Source organism: Sphaerisporangium aureirubrum (genome assembly GCF_042658925.1).
Classification (GTDB): Bacteria; Actinomycetota; Actinomycetes; order Streptosporangiales; family Streptosporangiaceae; genus Sphaerisporangium; species Sphaerisporangium aureirubrum.
This window is the reverse complement of record NZ_JBHSRF010000006.1, coordinates 188,284-205,497: the sequence shown is the minus strand read 5'-3', so window position 1 is coordinate 205,497 and position 17,214 is coordinate 188,284. Positions and strand designations below refer to the sequence as shown.

At 72.6% G+C, this 17,214-nt stretch carries 11 protein-coding genes; 5 read left to right on the top strand and 6 right to left on the bottom strand.

The window, feature by feature from the left end; all coding sequences use genetic code 11:
• Positions 1 to 3 precede the first annotated feature (3 nt).
• Positions 4 to 795, bottom strand: coding sequence for a permease-like cell division protein FtsX (locus tag ACFP1K_RS06775; RefSeq protein WP_380748058.1), 792 nt, complete (start codon positions 793 to 795; stop codon positions 4 to 6).
• 246 nt (positions 796 to 1,041) lie between these two features.
• Positions 1,042 to 3,132: a hypothetical protein gene (locus ACFP1K_RS06770; protein WP_380748056.1), complete on the bottom strand. Its 2,091-nt coding sequence runs from the start codon at positions 3,130 to 3,132 to the stop codon at positions 1,042 to 1,044.
• Between the two features lie 112 nt (positions 3,133 to 3,244).
• On the opposite strand from ACFP1K_RS06770, the gene ACFP1K_RS06765 reads away from it, so the two are divergent.
• From ACFP1K_RS06765 to ACFP1K_RS06750, 4 genes are all read left to right on the top strand, one after another.
• The gene (locus ACFP1K_RS06765) at positions 3,245 to 4,735 is read left to right on the top strand and encodes a hypothetical protein (RefSeq protein ID WP_380748054.1); all 1,491 of its coding nucleotides are present in this window, start codon (positions 3,245 to 3,247) and stop codon (positions 4,733 to 4,735) included.
• Between the two features lie 146 nt (positions 4,736 to 4,881).
• Complete coding sequence (locus tag ACFP1K_RS06760) at positions 4,882 to 6,657, top strand: LCP family protein (RefSeq protein WP_380748052.1); 1,776 nt, start codon at positions 4,882 to 4,884, stop codon at positions 6,655 to 6,657.
• A gap of 235 nt (positions 6,658 to 6,892) precedes the next feature.
• Positions 6,893 to 8,716: an acyltransferase family protein gene (locus ACFP1K_RS06755; RefSeq protein WP_380748050.1), complete on the top strand. Its 1,824-nt coding sequence runs from the start codon at positions 6,893 to 6,895 to the stop codon at positions 8,714 to 8,716.
• An 80-nt stretch (positions 8,717 to 8,796) separates the two neighbouring features.
• Entirely contained in the window at positions 8,797 to 9,912 is a 1,116-nt protein-coding gene (locus ACFP1K_RS06750; protein ID WP_380748048.1) for a glycosyltransferase, read from the top strand.
• A 150-nt stretch (positions 9,913 to 10,062) separates the two neighbouring features.
• Here the strand turns inward: ACFP1K_RS06750 and ACFP1K_RS06745 are convergent, their stop codons facing one another.
• Genes ACFP1K_RS06745 through ACFP1K_RS06735 form a run of 3 tightly spaced genes read right to left on the bottom strand, consistent with a single transcriptional unit; the run spans position 10,063 to position 15,285 of the window.
• Positions 10,063 to 10,380 (bottom strand): Rieske (2Fe-2S) protein, encoded by a 318-nt coding sequence (locus ACFP1K_RS06745; protein ID WP_380748046.1) that lies wholly within the window; start codon positions 10,378 to 10,380, stop codon positions 10,063 to 10,065.
• Complete coding sequence (nirB, locus tag ACFP1K_RS06740; RefSeq protein WP_380748044.1) at positions 10,377 to 12,818, bottom strand: nitrite reductase large subunit NirB; 2,442 nt, start codon at positions 12,816 to 12,818, stop codon at positions 10,377 to 10,379. Before nirB ends, ACFP1K_RS06745 begins: the two co-directional genes overlap by 4 nt.
• A gap of 13 nt (positions 12,819 to 12,831) precedes the next feature.
• Entirely contained in the window at positions 12,832 to 15,285 is a 2,454-nt protein-coding gene (locus ACFP1K_RS06735) for a molybdopterin oxidoreductase family protein (protein ID WP_380748042.1), read from the bottom strand.
• A gap of 147 nt (positions 15,286 to 15,432) precedes the next feature.
• Here ACFP1K_RS06735 and ACFP1K_RS06730 point away from each other — a divergent pair, with 147 nt between their 5' ends.
• Positions 15,433 to 16,230 (top strand): acetoacetate decarboxylase family protein, encoded by a 798-nt coding sequence (locus ACFP1K_RS06730; RefSeq protein ID WP_380748040.1) that lies wholly within the window; start codon positions 15,433 to 15,435, stop codon positions 16,228 to 16,230.
• A gap of 10 nt (positions 16,231 to 16,240) precedes the next feature.
• Here ACFP1K_RS06730 and ACFP1K_RS06725 read toward each other — a convergent pair whose 3' ends face one another.
• Positions 16,241 to 17,155 (bottom strand): hypothetical protein, encoded by a 915-nt coding sequence (locus ACFP1K_RS06725; RefSeq protein ID WP_380748038.1) that lies wholly within the window; start codon positions 17,153 to 17,155, stop codon positions 16,241 to 16,243.
• Positions 17,156 to 17,214 lie beyond the last annotated feature (59 nt).

The window sequence follows — 17,214 nt, the reverse complement described above, 5'->3', positions numbered from 1 at the left end:
TCTCTACAAGACCGGGTAGATCCCCTGGATGCCCGGCATGGCGTTGATCGCCAGCCGCACCTTGGTCATCAGCGTGGGGGAGTCCAGCTTCAGGTAATAGGACTCGGCCATACTCGCGGGCTGCGCCTCCGGGCTGCCGGCCTGCTCCGGGACGTACAGCTTGGCGAGCCGGGAGGCGTGCTCACGATCCTCCAGGTAGACGGCCTTGATGCCCTTCAGCTCGCGTAGTTTGTCGACGATGGCGCGCTTCTCCGCCTCGGTGGCGGGCCCACGCGGCTGCCGCTCGCGGCACGGCCCGGGTGATTCGTTCCCGCACAGCTGCACCTCGAGGTCGGCCTTGCCGGTCCAGAACCCGGTCGGCTCCCGCGAGAAGCCCTGCACCCCCGGCACCCGCTCCCCGAGCCGGATCATGGCGTAGAAGTCCCCCGGGCGCCGCAGCGTCCCGGTGAACGTCCCCCCGAGGTTCCGGACCCCCGGCTCCCACCACGACGACCCCACATCAGTCCCCCAGATCCGCCGGTACTGCCGCGCCGCCTGTCGATCCCCCACATAGGTCAGCGAAGCCACCTGCGGCAGCGCCTTCAAGGCCGCCTCCACCCGCTCCGTCTCCCTGGCCCTGGCCAGGTTCGCGGCCGAGCACATCTCGAACGCCTGCTCACACAGATGGACCCGGAACCGCACCTGCTCGGGAAACGCCACATCCGGCGGCGGCAACGGCCACCTCTCCCGCCCCAGCAGGAACCTCCCACCCCCCACCGCGACCACCATCAGAAGAACGACCCCGACCGCCACCACCCACCGATGCGCCTCCACCCACCCCCAAACCCACGACCGCCCTTCTCCCCCGAACCCAAGCTCCTCCGCCGCCTCCCCTCCGCCGGAGTCCCCACGCTCCCCCGAAGGCCTCCCGAACCCAAGCTCTTCCGCTCCGCCACCGTCCACGCCTCCCACTTCCCGCCCCCCCGTTAACCCGGTCAAGCCCGGACCACCTCGACCAAACCACTCCATTCTGCGCCCCTCGGCCGAACTTCGCCCGGCACGTCAGTCAGGAGGTGGGACGACGCTCCAGACGTCGATGGCCAGGGACCAGGTGCCGTTCGGGGCCTCGATCAGGGAACGTTCGTCCTGGCGGGTGCGGAGGCGCAGGGCCAGGGTGGCGGGGCCGTAGGGGGTGAGCTGGCTGCCTTGGGCGGCCAGGAGTACCGGTTGGCGGCCGGAGGCGCGGATGCGGGCGGACAGGCGGCGGACGACGGCGGGCGGGGGGACGTCGCCGGTCACGGCGGGGACGCGGGCGGCGGGGACTCCGCACATGCCGCGGACCACCTGGGTGAAACGGTCGGCGGTGGCGCGTTCGATGATCAGGACGGCGGCGTCGCGGGGGATCGTCGCGCACAACTCCGCGATCGCGGCCGCCTCGCCGCGTTCGGCGGGGCTGAACGCGGTGCCGATGGACGTCACGACGGGGGGTGCCACCAGCAGCGCGCACCCCGCCACGAGCACGCCGTCCCGGGCCCGGCGCCTTCCCGGCTCGGCCAGACGGCGCGCCCATCCTGTGAGACGCCGCTCGCCCGCGTGGTCGCGCAGCCGGCGGACTCCCCAGACGGCCAGCAGGATCAGGCCGGGGAGCACCACGGGGACGAGGCGGCGGGAGGCCCAGGGGTGGTCGGGGGTGATGGCGGGGCGCCAGAGTGTGGTCACCGTGGTCCAGGCGATGATCGCTAGGGGGAGGGCCCAGGCCAGGTCGCGGCCGCGCAGGACGCGGCGGGTCAGGACGGCGGCGCCCAGGGTGGCGAGGATGACGGCGGGGAGGCCGATGTACCAGATCACCCACCACAGCGTCTGCTCGGTGTAGATGCGGGACGGGTCGACGGGGAGGCCGTTGGCCTTCTGGACGCCCGCGATGAACAGGGCGTTGGCCCGGTCGTCGGGGTTGGTGGGGAACCGGCGCACCGTCCGCAGCCAGGGCCAGGCGGCGAAGCCGGTCATCACCAGCACGACTCCGGACGCGGCCAGGATCCCGGGCCATCGGACGGGGCGGGTTAGGCGGGGGATGACGGCGGGGCCGAAGGCGGCGCAGAGGGCGGAGACGGCGAGGACGACGGCCGCGATGCCGAGGAGCGGGCGTACCGAGGTGGAGAGGTACAGGAGGTAGGGGCGGGCCAGGGTGTAACCGGTCAGCAGGCCGACCCCGGCCCCGGCCAGCAGGCCGGCCGCCAGCGGCAGGCCCATCGGCGCGTACGCCGCCCGGCGGCCGGGCGAGGCGCGCAGCGCGGCCACGAGGCCGGCGTAGCCGAGCACGGGCAGCAGGTCGCGCAGCGCGTCGATGCGCACCACGACGGCCAGGCCGAGCACCAGGCCCGCCAGGGCGGCGGCCTTCGGGCGGAAGCGGGCGTCCAGGGTGAGGGCGATGCCGCCGAACAGGAGCACCAAGGAAGGCATCTCGCTGAACGTGGTGCGCGAGGTGTAAAGGATCGGCAGCGCCACCGCGAAGACCAGCGCGGCCAGCGGTGCCCACCATCCGCCGATCAGCCGCGCCGCCAGCCCGCCGATCACCAGCACGGCGAGGCCGCCGAGCACCGCGGGCATCCACAACATGCCCGTCAGGCCGCCGAGCCAGTACCCGGCCGCGTCGACGATCGGCGCCCCGGGCATGAACTGCGGGACCACCGCCCCGCCGAAGTCGTAGAACCCCACGCTGTCGAACCGCAGGAACGGGTCGGAACCCCCGAAGGCCGAAAGGTCGTACGGAATCGGCATCGACCCGTGCCGGGCCAGCCAGATCGCGTACTGCGCGTACGTCCCGGGGTCCCGCCGCACGATGAGCTGCTCCCCGTGCAACACCCCGTTGAACACCAGGGACGCCACGGCGAGCCCGCCGACCGCCGCCGTCTGGGGCCACGTCACCCGGGGCACCGGGGCGCGTGGCGTGAGCCACACGCCGAGGCCCGCGAGCACCAGCACGAGGAGGCCACCGGCCAGGAGCATGGGCACCGGCCGGAACCAGCCGCCCGCGACCGCCGCCACCCCGGCGAGCAGCCATCCGGCCGTGGCCAGGGCGGGCACGACCGACACCGCGGCGAGCACCCGGCCCGCGGGCGGCGTTCGCGATCGATCGAGCCAGGTCCCGTTCATGGTGTGTCCAGCGAGCCTAATGCCCGCCCTACGCTGCCGCGACGCGCGAACCGCCGCGCCGACCGGGTAGCGTACGGCCCCAACCACAGGCGCGGCGACGGAGGGCATCGGCATGCTGAGGCGGCACTCCGTGCTCACCTGGGCCGCGCCGCTCGGGCGGCACCGGGTGTTCCTCGGGGTGATCGCGCTCGGCGCGGCCCTGCGGGTCGTCGTGACGCTGGGGTACCGGCCCGCGCTGTGGTTCCCGGATTCGTACACCTACGTGGTCACCGCGCTCCGGCCGAGCCCGGACCTGGTGCGGCCGGCCGGGTACTCGATGTTCCTGCGGCTGCTGGAGCCGTTCCACGATTTCGGGGTGGTGGCGCTGGTCCAGCACGGGCTGGGGCTGGCCACGGGGGTCCTGGTCTACACGGCCGTGCTGCGGTGGGGCGGGCCCGTCTGGGCGGCCGTCGCCGCCGCCGCGCCGGTGCTGCTGGACGCCTACCAGGTGCAGCTGGAACACCTGCTGGTCTCCGACACCCTGTTCATGTTCCTCGTCGTGGCGGCCGTGCGGGTCGCGATCGGCGCCAGGACCTGGCGGGGCGCCTGCGCCGCCGGCCTGCTGCTGGCCGCCGCGACGCTCACCCGGACGGTGGGCCTGCCCCTGATCGTGCTCATCGGCCTGTGGCTGGCCGCCCGGCGGGCGGCCCCGGCCGCCGGGGCGGGCCTGTGGGCCAGGCTGATGGCGCACCGGCCGCGGGGCGCGTGGCTGGCGGCGGTGTGCGTGGTGGCGGCGCTGGTGCCGGTGGGGGGGTACGCGGCGTGGTTCTCCGCGACGCACCACCGGTTCGGCATCGTCGGCGCCAACGGCGTGTTCCTGTACGGCCGCACCATGTCGTTCGCGGACTGCGCCGTCATGCGCCCGCCGCCGGACCTCGCCGTGCTGTGCGACGACACCCCGCCGGACGCCCGCCCGCCCTCCCAGGCGTACGTCTGGGACCCCCGGGCCCCGCTGGTCACCCTCCCCGGCATCACCTTCACCGCCGCCACCGACCGGCTGGCCGGGCGGTTCGCGCTGCTGGCCCTGCGTTCCCAGCCCCTGGACTACGCCGGGTCGGTGCTCGGCGAGCTGGCCCGCTCGTTCACCTGGGGCAGGCCCGTCTACCCCGACCGGGAGACCTACGACCTGTACGAGTTCCCCCTCCGCCCCCCGGCCCCGCCGACCCGCACCCCGGCCGTCACGGGCGCCGCGCTGGCGGCCGAGTACCAGCGGGGGCCCATCGGCACCCGGGTGGAGGAGCCGTTCGCCGGGTGGGCGAGGGCCTACCAGGACGTGGCCCACCTGCCCGGCACGGTGCTGCTGGCCGTCCTGCTGGTGTCCCCGGTGGCCGCGGCGGTGCGGCGCCGCCGGGGGGCCGGGCCGGCGCCCGCGCCGTGGGCGCTGCCGTGGCTGACGGCGGTCGTCCTGCTCGTCATCCCGGCCGCGACCGCGGAGTTCGACTACCGCTACGTCCTGCCCGCCGTACCCCTGGCGTTCCTGGCCGCGGCGCTGGCGGCCGCGCCCGGGATCCCGGTGGGTGCCGGAAAAGCAGCTCTACCAGCGGATTCCATGCACAATGGGTAAAGCCGCCGACTAGACTGTTCCAGCAAACATCCTCGTGTCGGTAAGCTTGCGCCGCCGCTTCGACCGCCTGGAGTACGCATGATCACGAGTCCATTAATCCGATCATGCTGCCCACAACCGGGCTGGTGACCTAATCTCATGACGCAATGAGCGAGCACCGACACGTCGCCTCGGTGAGGGAACATCGCGGGGAACCCGCGCAACCCGGCCGCAGAGCGAGCCGCGCCCGGGTACCGGAGGCGCCACAGCGCCCGCCCGTCGAGGGCGAGCGCTCCCGCCGCCATCGAGACGCGCCCCACGGCGAGATGCCCCCGATCGTCCCCGAGAGCCGTCACCCCGAGGGAGACCTGCCGCCGCGCCGCCGCAGGGGCTCCGAGCCCCCCGGGCCGCCGGACGGCCCCGGCGGTTCCCGCCGCCAGCGCGACCCGGGCGGCGGCAAGCGCTCCCGCGTGCTGGCCTGGATCAGCATCGCGCTGACCGTCCTGCTGGTGGGGGTGTCCCTCGGCGGCTACACCCTGTACCGCAGCCTGCTCGGCAACCTGCGCACCCAGGACGTCAGCGGCGACCTCAACGCCAACCGCCCGGTCAACTCCACCGGCGCGCTCAACGTCCTGCTGGTCGGCTCGGACACCCGGGCCGGGGACAACAAGCGGTACGGCCAGCACATGGAGAACGAGGGCGAGCGCACCGACACGATCATCCTGCTGCACGTGTCGCCCAACCGGGACAAGGCCACCCTGATCAGCTTCCCGCGCGACTCGATGGTGCAGATCCCGGCGTGCAAGCACGCCCGCACCAAGATCGCGCTGCCGCCCCGCCTGGACATGATCAACTCCGCGTTCAACGAGGGCGGCATGGCCTGCACGATCAACACGATCGAGGCCAACACCAACATCCGCATCGACCACTACATCAAGGTCGACTTCACCGGCTTCAAGAACATCGTGGACGCCCTCGGCGGCATCCAGATCTGCGTGCCCCAGGCCGTCCAGGACAAGAAGGCCAAGCTCGACCTGCGGGCCGGCAAGCAGATCGTCCGCGGCGAGACCGCGCTCGCCTACGTGCGCGCCCGGTACGCCCTCGGCGACGGCAGCGACATCAGCCGCATCAAGCGCCAGCAGATCTTCCTGTCCCAGGTGGCCAAGAAGGCCACCAGCGGCGACACCCTCACCAACCCCGGCAAGCTGATCGGCCTCATCACCGCCGCCGCCCAGTCGGTGGTCATGGACCCGCAGCTCGACGTGGACACCCTCATGCAGATCGCGCAGAGCGCCCGCAGCCTCACCGCGACCGGCGTGAAGTTCGTGACCGTGCCGTGGGAGGCGTACCCCAGCAACAAGAACCGCGTGCAGTGGAAGCAGCCGGACGCCGGGCGGCTGTTCGAGTCGCTGCGCAACGACATCGAGGTCACGCCGACGGCCAAGCCGAGCGCCGCCGCGTCCGCGTCCGCCTCGGGGCCCGCCAAGCCGTCCATCAAGCCGAACCAGGTGCGTGTCCAGGTGCTCAACGGCACCAGCACCCCTGGCCGGGCCAAGGACGTCGCCGAGGCGCTGGCCGCGCAGGGCTTCAAGGTCGTCCAGGTGGGCGACGCCAGGAACGCCGACGGCACCGACCGGCCGCAGACCCAGGTGCTCTACCCCAAGAAGTCCGCGGACGGCGCCGACTACGCCGCGCCGCTCACCGCCAAGCTGGTGGCCAAGGTCACCGCGGCCGACGGCAAGGTGAAGCCGGGTTCCGTCGCCCCGTTCACCCCGTCGGCCAGCTCCACGCCGGTGGACGGCGCGGACGCGGGCGGCACGCCCGCCGGCGGCCCCGTCATCCAGCTCGTCATCGGTGCCGACTTCAAGGGCGTCAAGGTGCCGGTGACCATCCCGGACAGCGCCGCCGTCGTCGACTCCAAGACGGACGTCTGCAGCACCTGACCGGATAGTCCGGACGGCCCGATTTCCCCAGGGAAGTCGGGCCGTTTTTGCCTTCTCCACACGCGGGAATCCCGGCTCCGTCGCGACAATCGAAGGGGAGCGCGTTAGGGTTGGCTGATCTGGTGAGCGCGCCCGCCGTCGTCCTCGATCGCCTCACCCTTCACGGGCAGCCGCCAGAATCCGCCGCCAGTGCAGGTCAGTCCAGGTCTCCGACAGATAGCCGAGCGTTTCCCCCGTGAGTGAAACCAGATCGTCATTCCACGTTCCGGCCCCCCGCGCGGACGGCGCCTCCACCGACGCCGACCAGCCCGATGCCACGGGCGACCCCGGACGGCCCCCCGAGGAGCCCCGGGATACGGACACGACCGCGGCCCCCTCCCCTGGCCCGCACCCGGTTCCTGACGCGCACACGGGCACTCAGGCTCCCGGCACCGGCACGGACCCGGGCGCGGACCCCGCGTCCGGCGAGGGCGCGTGGGCGGCGCGGTGGCCCGTGCCCGAGAACTCCGAGCCGCCGACGGGCGCGTGGGACCGGCACCGGCCGCGGAGCGGGGAACAGCAGCCCGGGCCGCTGTGGCCGGTGGCCGAGCAGCCCGAGCAGCCCCAGGGGCGGGGGCACCGGGGGCGTCCCGTGGCGGACGACGACCCGGAGACCTTCACCTTCGACCGGCCCGCCTGGCCCGAACAGTCCGCCGAGCGGCCCGCCTGGCCCGGCCCGGCCGTCGAGCGGCCAGCCGAGACGACCGGCCCGCGTCAGCCGCCCGCACAGGGCCCGCAGCAGGCGCCCGCGCAGGGCCCGCGGCCCGGCGTGCCCGGCGCGCCCGCGCGCGAGGACCAGCCGCCGGGTGACCAGACCCCCACGCCGTCCGACGGCTTCTCCTACTGGGAGCGCCGCCCGCTGCCCGCGGGACCCCCAGGACACGCCGGTGCCGCCGTCGCCGCGCCACCGGTGCCCGCCTGGGGGCGGGGAGAGCAGCCGCGCGTCCCGGCGCCGTCGTCCGCCGGAGGATGGGAGCAGGCCGAGGAGACACCCGCGCCGCGCGCGAGCCGGACCCGCGAGCCGTACCTCGACAACGTGAAGTTCGTCCTGATCGCGCTGGTGGTGACCGGGCACTCCCTGGTGCCGACGTTGTCCGCACACTCGTCCCGCTCGGCGTACCTGTTCATCTACGTGTTCCACATGCCGCTGTTCGTGATCATCAGTGGCTACCTGAGCCGGAACTTCTGGAACTCCAACGCCAAGACCAACAAGCTCGTGGACACGTTCCTCGTGCCGTACGTCATCGTGGAGATCGGGTACGCCCTGCTGCGGTTCGCGTTCGGGCACAAGTGGAGCCTGACCATCATCGACCCGGCCTGGCTGAACTGGTACCTCCTGGCCCTGCTGCTGTGGCGCCTGTCCACCCCGGTGTGGAAGCGCATGCGCCACCCCCTGCCGATCGCCGTCGCCGTCTACCTGCTGGCCGGGCTGTCCGACCTGCCCGGCGACTTCAGCATGGACCGCTTCTTCGGGCTGATGCCGTTCTTCGTGCTCGGCCTGTGGCTCCAGCCGCGCCACTTCGAGATGCTGAACCGCCGCTGGGTGAAGGCCGTGGCCGTCGCCGTGCTCGCGGGCGGGGCCGCCGTGGCCATCGTGCTCGCCCCGTACGTCAAGCTCGCGCCGGTCTACTACAAGGACAGCTACGCCGACCTCAGCATGCCGTGGTGGATCGGCATGGCGATGCGCGGCGCGCTGCTGATCGCCGCGCTGGCCATGTCCATGGCGATCCTGGCGCTGGTCCCGCGCCGCAGCACCTGGTTCTCCGACCTCGGCACCCGCACGCTGTACTGCTACCTGCTGCACGGCATCCCCGTGTACATCGCCAAAGAGATGGGCTGGCTGGAGTTCCCCTGGCTGCACGGCCCGCTCGGCGTGATGGCGATCGTCAGCAGTTGCTTCGCGCTCGCCATCGTGCTGTGCCTGCCCGAGACCCGCGCGGTGTTCAAGTACGTGCTGGAGCCGCGCCTCACCTGGCTCTATCGCAGACCCTCCGCGGACGCCAGGCCGGCCGCCTCCTAGGGCCGGATGTTCAACCGCATTTCCACCGCGATTAACGATCCGCATCCAGGCAGTAAGCGAACGACGCTCAGCATCGACACATGAAGGTATGCGTCGGCACGATCGTCCACCATCCGGAGGACGCGCGGATCATGCACCGCCAGATCCGCGCGCTGCTGGAGGCCGGTCACGAGGTGACCTATGTGGCGCCGTTCACCCACTGCAACGTCACGCCGATCCCGGAGATCCGGGCGATCGACGTGCCGCGCGCGGTGGGGCTGCGCCGCAGGGGCGCTCTGTCCGCCGCGCGGGCGGCGTTGCGCAGGGGATCCAAGGACGCCGACCTGCTGCTCGTCCACGACATGGAGCTGCTGTTCGCGCTGCCGCGCCGCCGGCCTCCGACGGTGTGGGACGTGCACGAGGACACCGTCGGGGCGCTGGACACCAAGCCGTACCTTCCCGCGTCCGCGCGGCGGATACTGCCCGGCCTGATCCAGCGGATCGAGAGCCGGGCCGAGCGCCGGCTGCGGCTGATCCTCGCCGAGGCCTCCTACCGGGAGCGTTTCACCGGCAACCACCCCGTGGTGCCGAACACGACGTATGTGCCGGAGACGCCGCCGCCCCCGCCCGGCGCCAACCGCATCGTGTACGTGGGCCAGCTGTCCGAGGCCCGCGGCACCCTGGAGATGATCGAGCTGGCCCGGCGCCTGCGCCCGCACGGCATCCGCCTCGACCTGATCGGCGGCGCCGACCCGCAGGTCCGCCCCATGCTCCGGGACGCCCAGCGGGAGGGCCTGCTCGACTGGTTCGGCTACGTGCCCAACAACCACGCGCTCCGGATGGCCGAGGGCGCCCTGGCCGGCCTGTCGCTGCTGCACGACGTGCCGAACTACCGGCACTCGCTGCCCACCAAGATCATCGAGTACATGGCGCGCGGCGTCCCCGTGGTGACGACCCCCCTCCCCCTGGCCGCGTCCATCGTGGGCCGCGCCGCCTGCGGCATGATCGTCCCCTACGGCGACGTCGACGCCGTCGCCCAGGCCGTCCTGCGCCTGCGCGACGACCCCGAGCGCCGCACGGTGATGGGCTCCCGCGGCTACTCCGAGGCCCGCGGCCAGTACCACTGGCCCGACCAGGCCCGCGACTTCGTCGCCCACCTGGAGGAATGGGCGTCCCGCGTCCCGGCCCCGGCCCTGCGCCGCGTCGTCCCGGTCTGACGCGGCAGCCGTCCCGGTCTGACGGGGAAGCCGTCCCGGTCTGACGGGGAAGCCGTCCCGGCCTGACGGGGAAGCCGTCCCGGCCTGACGAGGAAGCCGCCCCTGCCTGAGGAGGGAAGTTCCGCGTCCAGGCGCCGCGTCGTCCCGGCCTCACATCTCGACGACCACCTGCCCGTCCGCGTCGGCGTGGACGGCGTAGGAGCGCAGGTCGGGCTGACCCGAGCGGGAGCAGCCGGTGACGAGGTCGTAGGTGTGCTGGTGCAGGGGGCAGACGACGATCTCGCCGTCGATCTGGCCGTCGGCCAGCGGGCCGCCCGCGTGGGGGCAGACCGCGGAGACGGCGCGGAGACGGCCGTCGCGGAGGCGGAACACCGCGATCCGCTCGCCGTTCACGGCGTAGGCGCGGCCCTCGCCGGCCGGGATCTCCTCGACGGGGCCGAGGCGGTACGCGGTGACCGCGGCGCTCATCGGGCACGCACCTGGAGCAGGGGCAGCGCCGGGCGGAACTGGCCGGGGGTCGCGGGGGCCCGGCCCTCCTGCCAGGGGTCGCGGTAGGCGTCCACGGCCTCCTGGACGGCCTCGTCGAGACGGGCGGCGATGCCGTCGGCGTCGTCCACCACGATCGCGCGGACGCGGTCGATGCCGACGCGCGGGACGAAGGCGTACGTGCGTTCCAGCCAGTTGGCGTTCTCGCGGTAGTACTGCAGGAAGCGGCCGGTGAGGGTGATGACCTCCTCGTGGGTGGCGACGGTGGCCAGCAGGTCGCCCTTGCGGACGTGCGCGCCCGCGGCGCCGCCCACGTAGATCTCCCACCGGCCGCCGTCCACGGCGACCACGCCGAGGTCCTTGACGTAGGCCTCCGCGCAGTTGCGGGGGCAGCCGGTCACCGCGAGCTTCATCTTCGCCGGGCCCTCCAGACCCTGGTACCTGCTCTCCAGGGCGATGCCGAGGGCGGTGGAGTCGCCGAGGCCGTAGCGGCAGAAGTCCAGGCCGACGCAGGTCTTCACCGTGCGGAAGCTCTTGCCGTAGGCGTACCCGGACGGCATGCCGAGGTCGGCCCACACGGCGGGCAGGTCCTCCTTGCGGATGCCGAGCAGGTCGATGCGCTGCCCGCCGGTGAGCTTCACCAGCGGGACCTGGTACTTGTCCGCGACGTCGGCGATGCGGCGCAGCTCGTCGGGGGTCGTGCAGCCGCCCTTCATCTGCGGGACCACCGAGAAGGTGCCGTCCTTCTGGATGTTGGCGTGCACCCGGTCGTTGATGAACCGCGCGTCGCGCTCGTCGACGTACTCGCCGGCCCACATGGTGCGCAGCAGCGACGCCAAGCCCATCTTGCTCTTGGCGTCCTCGGTCCCGCCGGGGGCCAGCTCGGCGAAGACGGCCGACACCGACCGCAGGCCGCGGGCGCGGATCTCGGTCATCAGCTCGGGCTTGGCGAACGGGATGCCCGGCACGTACCAGTTCGCGGACGGGTCCACCTCGGCGGCGCCGCCCGCGGCCCAGTCGACGATCTGCTCGACCAGCGACCTGCAGGAACCGCATCCCTTGCCCGCCCGGGTCCTGTCCATCACCCCGGTCACCGACCTGGCGCCCTGCTTGACGGCGTCCACCAGGGCGGCCTTGCTGACGCCGTTGCAGTTGCACACCTGCGCGTCGTCGGACAGCTCGGCGGCGCTGGTCTCGGCGGAGGGGCCGCCGAGGTCGAACAGCAGGCGTACCCGGTCCTCGGGCAGCGGGAGGCCGCGGTCGAACGCCTGCATCAGGAAGGCGACCTTGTCCACGTCGCCCACCAGGGTCGCCCCGATGAGCCTGCCGTCCCTGACCACGACGCTCTTGTACGTGCCGCGGCTGGGCTCGGCGAACACCACGAACTCGTCGTCCTCGCGCTCGGGTCCCACGACGCCCATGGAGGCCACGTTCACGCCGGCGACCTTGAGCTTGGTGGCGATCCGCGAGCCGTGGTACGCGGCGTCCGGGTCGGCGCCGGTCAGGTGGTCGGCCAGCACCCTTGCCTGCTCCCACAGCGGCGCCACCACCCCGTACACCCGGCCCCGGTGCTGGGCGCACTCGCCGACGGCGTAGATGTCGGGTTCCTCCACCGCGCGCATCTGGTCGTCGACGACGATGCCGCGCTCGACGGTCAGGCCGCTGGCCCGGGCCAGCTCGGCGTTGGGGCGGATCCCGGCCGCGACGACGACCATGTCGCACGGGAGGGAACGGCCGTCGGCGAGGCCGATGCCGGTGACCTTCTCGGCGCCTGCGACCGAGGTGGTCCTGGCGTTCAGCTCGACGGTGATGCCGAGCCGCTCGACGCTGCGCTTGAGCACCGCGCCCGCCTGCGGGTCGAGCTGCTGGTTCATCAGGTTGCCGCCCGCGTGCACCACCGTGATGTCCAGGCCGTGGCTCTGCAGGCCGCGGGCCGCCTCCAGGCCGAGCAGGCCGCCGCCGATCACGACCGCGCGGCGGTGGCCGCGGGCGTACCTGAGCATGTTGCGGGTGTCGTCGATGGTGCGGAAGGTGAAGACGCCCTGGTGGAAGCCTCGTCCGGCGGCACGCATGCCGGGGATGTCGGGGACGAAGGGGGTGCTGCCGGTAGCGATGATCAGCTTGTCGTAGCGGGTCACGGAGCGGTCGTCCGCGTACACCTTGCGGGCGAAAGGGTTGACGCGCCGGACGCGGGTGCCCGCGCGCAGGGTGATGCCGTTGTCCTCGTACCACGCCAGGCTGTTCAGGAAGATGCCGTCCTCGGGCTCGATCCCGGCGAGGACGTTGGACAACATGATGCGGTTGTAGTTGCCGTAGGGCTCGTCACCGAAGATCGTGATGTCGAACTTCCCCCCGCGCGCCAGGATCTCCTCGACCGCGCGCACCCCGGCCATGCCGTTGCCGATCACCACCAGACGCATGTCCCGTCTCCTTTCAGACCTCGACCATGCCGAGATCGACGACCAGCGATCCGGACGTGCCGTCGGGGGCCGCCACGAACACCTCGATGGTGGTGCCGGGCTCCAGGTCCTCCACCACGCGCAGCGAGACGTGCATGCCGTCCTTGGCGCCGATCGGGAAGTACCGCATGGGCGTGCCGTCGCGCATCAGCACCACGCAGACCAGCTCGTCGCTGGAGTTGCCGCCGCGCAGGTAGACGAGCTGGCCGACGGCGCCGTCCGGGACGACGTACCGCAGCTCGGACGCCAGCGGGTACGGGGCGTCCATCCCCTTGCCGGTGAACGAGAAGATTCCCTGGAGAAAACGAGGGATCGAATCCACTTCGGTCCTTTCCTGAGGGGGCGGCCCGGCGGGCCGGATGACGCCGCCGATGGCGACCGCGCAGGCCTTGAACGCGGGCATACGGGAACGGGGGTCCAAGGCCGGGTCGGTGAGGGCGTTGGCACTGGACTCGCCGCCCCAGTGGAACGGGACGAACACGGTGTCGGGCCGGATGCCGTCGGTCAGCTCCACCGGGAAGACGGCGCGGCCCCTCCTCGTGCGCAGCTCGACCCGGTCCCCCGGCTCGATCCCGTGCCGCCGGGCCAGGTCGGGGTGCATCTCGGCGTTCGGCTCGGCGGCCAGCGCCGGGACGCGGCGGGTCTGGGTGCCGCTCTGGTACTGGCGCATGAGACGGCCGGTGGTGAGCACGTACGGGTAGTCCTCGGTGGGCTGCTCGGCGGCGCCCCGGTGGTCCACGCGGACGAACCTGGCGCGGCCGTCCGGGGTGGCGAAGCGGTCGGTGAACAGGCGCTGGGTGCCCGGCTCGCCCTCCTTGCACGGCCAGAACACTCCCTTCTCCGCCTCGATGCGGTCGTAGCGGATGCCGGAGTAGTCGGCGGCGCCGCCCGCGCTGGCGCGGCCCAGCTCCTCGAACACCGCGCGCGGGTCGGCGCTGAAGTACTCGCCGCGGCCGAGCCGGTCCGCCAGGTCGGTGATGATCTGGAGGTCGTCGCGCACCTCGCCGGGCGGCGCGAGGGCGCGCCTGCGGCGGATGACCCGGCCTTCGAGGTTCGTCATGGTGCCCTCCTCCTCGGCCCACTGGGCGGCGGGGAAGACCACGTCCGCCTCCTGCGCGGTCTCGGAGAGGAAGATGTCGGACACGGCGAGGAAGTCCAGCGACCTGATGCGCTCCAGCACGTGGTCCCGGCCGGGCGCCGAGACGACCACGTTGGACGCGAACACCAGCAGGGTGCGCACCCCCGTCCCGGTCCCGAGCGCGCTGAGCATCTCGTAGGCGGACGGCCCCGGCCCCGGCAGCTCCTCGGGGTCGATCCCCCATACCCCCGCCACGTGCTCGCGCGCCGCCGGGTCGTCGATCCGGCGGTATCCCGGCAGCTGGTCGGCCTTCTGGCCGTGCTCACGGCCGCCCTGGCCGTTGCCCTGCCCGGTGATGCTGCCGTAGCCGCTGTACGGCCGCCCGGGCAGCCCGAGCGCCAGGGCCAGGTTGATGAACGCCTGCGCGGTGTCGCTGCCCTCCCGGTGCTGCTCGGCGCCCCGTGCCGTGAGGATCATCGCGTCCGGCGCGGAGCCGAGGATCTCCACCGTGCGCTCCAGCTCCGCCACCGGCACGCCCGTGATCCGCTCCACCCGGTCCGGCCAGTAGGCCGCCACCCCCGCCCGCACCTCGCCGAATCCCCTGGTGCGTGCCTTGACGTACGCCTCGTCCACGTACCCGGCGCGCAGTGCCAGGTACAGCAGGCCGTTGGCCAGCGCCAGGTCCGTGCCCGGCACCGGCCGCAGGTGCAGCGTCGCCCCCTTGGCCGTCGCCGAGCCCCGGGGATCCACCACCACCAGCTGCCCGCCCCGTCTGCGCAGCTCGTCGAGGTACCGCATCGCGGGCGGCATGGTGTCGGCGAGGTTGCTCCCCACCAGCAGCAACGCCCCCGTGCGCTCCACGTCCGCCAGCGGGAACGGCAGCCCGCGGTCGACCCCGAACGCCGCGTTCATGGCCGTCGCCGCCGACGACATGCAGAACCGGCCGTTGTAATCGATGGACGCGGTCCGCAGGCCCACCCGGGCGAATTTCCCGAGCAGATACGCTTTCTCATTCGTCAGCCCGCCGCCGCCGAAACACCCGACGCTATTTCGCCCGTACCTCTCCTGGCCGGCGGAAATCGCCGCCACCGTACGGTCCAGCGCCTCATCCCAGCCCGCCTCGCGCAAAGGGCTGTGCCGATCCCCCGCGATCGCCCTGACCAGCGGCTTCCTCAACCTTTCCGGATGGCCGATCAGCTCGGCGGCGGTCCATCCTTTGACGCAGAGCCCGCCGCGATTGGTGGGAAAATTCTCCGGTGAAACCGAAACCCCGCCACGGTCGACGGTGAGCGAGATCCCACACTGCAACGCACAGTACGGACAATGAGTGGTCGTTCTCGGCAACCCCACGGCCCCAGCGTCGACCCCGTGAATTACTCAGGCATACAAATGGCATGTCTTACTCGTTAACCAGTCCTCACCCACGACACCCCTGCGCACCGGCCACACCCGTGTCCCCCGCTGGCGTCCGGCACCTCGGATTGGTGTACTGGAGGCATGGCCAGCCACCTCGTCCAGGGGCGACGGATCACCACCCCCGTGGAGGTCAGAGACGCCACCGCCTGCGGCGCCACCTACCTCGTCCGGGCCGACGCGGTCCGTGCGGTGCTCGCCTACTGCGACCTCGACGTCACCGAGGTCCTCCCGGGCAAAGCCCTCTGCACCCTGATCTTCGCCCGCTTCGCCGACACCGACCTCGGGCCCTTCCACCAGTTCGGCGTGGCCTTCCTGGTCCGCTCCCCCGAGTGCACCCGTCCCCGTTCCCGCACCCTCCTGTCCGGCGTCAAGGAACTCTGCACTCCCGGCACCGGCGCCTTCGTCCACTGGCTCCCGGTGGACCAGTCCTTCGCCCTGGAGGCCGGCCGCCAGATCTGGGGCTTCCCCCAGGAACAGGCCCAGCTGGACCTCCGGCTGGCCTCCCCCTACAAACGGTGCCTCCTCCGCAAGGACGGCCGCCTGGTGCTGGACCTCCTCCTGCGTCCCGGCCTGCCCCTGCCCCGCCTGCCGTCCCCGGTCGCCTCCACCTCCCGGCCCTCCCGCGTCACCCACCTCGGCATGCCGATCCTCGGCGCCCCCACCATGGACGCGTACACCCACCTCGACGGTGTCACCCGCCGCACCCGCTGGACCATGCACCCGCAGTCCGTCCGCACCCGCCCCGGCGGCGCGTTGATCCGGCTGGGCAACCATCCGATAGCCAAGGAGCTCAGCGAGCTCGGCCTGCCCAAACGGGCCCTCACCACGACCACCGTCGCCCGGTTGACCATGACCTTCGAGGAACCGGCCCAGCTGTGACCTCCCGGCCTCAGTGGCCGTGCTCCGCGGGGTCGGCGGTGCCCGGCGCCGTGGTGGTCCGGGCGGTGACGGTGACGGTGAAGGCGGCGGTGCGGACGGTGCCGGCGTGCTGGAAGTCCAGGTAGAGGCGGTAGGTGCCGCGGCTCGGGACCTCGGTGTGGAAGGTGATCCCGGGGCCCGGGGCGGTCTTCCCGTCGCCCGGTTCGCCGTCGGGGTGGACGTGGAGGTAGGCCAGGTCTCCGGCCCGCAGGGCCACCAGGTGGCCGTAGGAGCCGAGGTAGGGCTGGAGGTCGGTGACGGGGCGGCCGTCCTTGGAGACCTTCAGGGTCAACCGGCTCGACTCGCCGGGGGTCGGCTCGCCGTCGAGGGTGACGGTGTAGCCGTCCACGGTGGCGGTGCGGGCGGGCTCGGGGAGGGCCTCGGGCTCGTAGGGGCCCTGGGCGAAGAGGTCGGTGCCGAGGGTGAGGGGCTCGGCGTCGTCCGGGGCGAAGTCGGCGTACATGCGGTAGGCGCCGGCCCGCGGCACGGCCAGTTTCACGCTCCAGGTGCCGTCGGCCGCCAGGGCGGGGTGGAGATGCTGGAAGCCGGAGAGGTCGCGGGGGACGACGATCAGGTGCAGTTTCTTGTCGTGCCGCACCTGGAAGCCTGTCACCGGGGTGCCGTCCGGGCCGGTCACGGTGAAACGGAAGTCCGTGGTCTCACCCGCGGGGAGATCCGTCGTGGACGGCGTCAGGGTGTAACCGGCCTCGGACACCTGCAGGCCGCCCGGGATCTCGAGCCCTCCGTCCGGCGACGGGGCCGGTGTGTGGCCGTGGGCCGCCGTCGAAGGGCCGCCGGGGTCCATGGCGGCGCCTACCACCAGAGCCCCGCCGAAGATCACGGCGAGTCCGGCGGCGTAGGCGGTGAGCTTCATGGGGGCGTTCATCACTGATCCACCGTGCCCGTTCACTCGGCGTTACCCCTTGGGGGTATCTGATGGACAGG

Excerpts from the sequence above, each read along its gene's own strand:
- ACFP1K_RS06770 (WP_380748056.1), bottom strand. The coding sequence starts at position 3,132 with ATGAACGGGACCTGGCTCGATCGATCGCGAACGCCGCCCGCGGGCCGG.
- ACFP1K_RS06765 (WP_380748054.1), top strand. The coding sequence starts at position 3,245 with ATGCTGAGGCGGCACTCCGTGCTCACCTGGGCCGCGCCGCTCGGGCGG.
- ACFP1K_RS06760 (WP_380748052.1), top strand. The coding sequence starts at position 4,882 with ATGAGCGAGCACCGACACGTCGCCTCGGTGAGGGAACATCGCGGGGAA.
- ACFP1K_RS06750 (WP_380748048.1), top strand. The coding sequence starts at position 8,797 with ATGAAGGTATGCGTCGGCACGATCGTCCACCATCCGGAGGACGCGCGG.
- ACFP1K_RS06745 (WP_380748046.1), bottom strand. The coding sequence starts at position 10,380 with ATGAGCGCCGCGGTCACCGCGTACCGCCTCGGCCCCGTCGAGGAGATC.
- nirB (WP_380748044.1), bottom strand. The coding sequence starts at position 12,818 with ATGCGTCTGGTGGTGATCGGCAACGGCATGGCCGGGGTGCGCGCGGTC.
- ACFP1K_RS06730 (WP_380748040.1), top strand. The coding sequence starts at position 15,433 with ATGGCCAGCCACCTCGTCCAGGGGCGACGGATCACCACCCCCGTGGAG.
- ACFP1K_RS06725 (WP_380748038.1), bottom strand. The coding sequence starts at position 17,155 with ATGAACGCCCCCATGAAGCTCACCGCCTACGCCGCCGGACTCGCCGTG.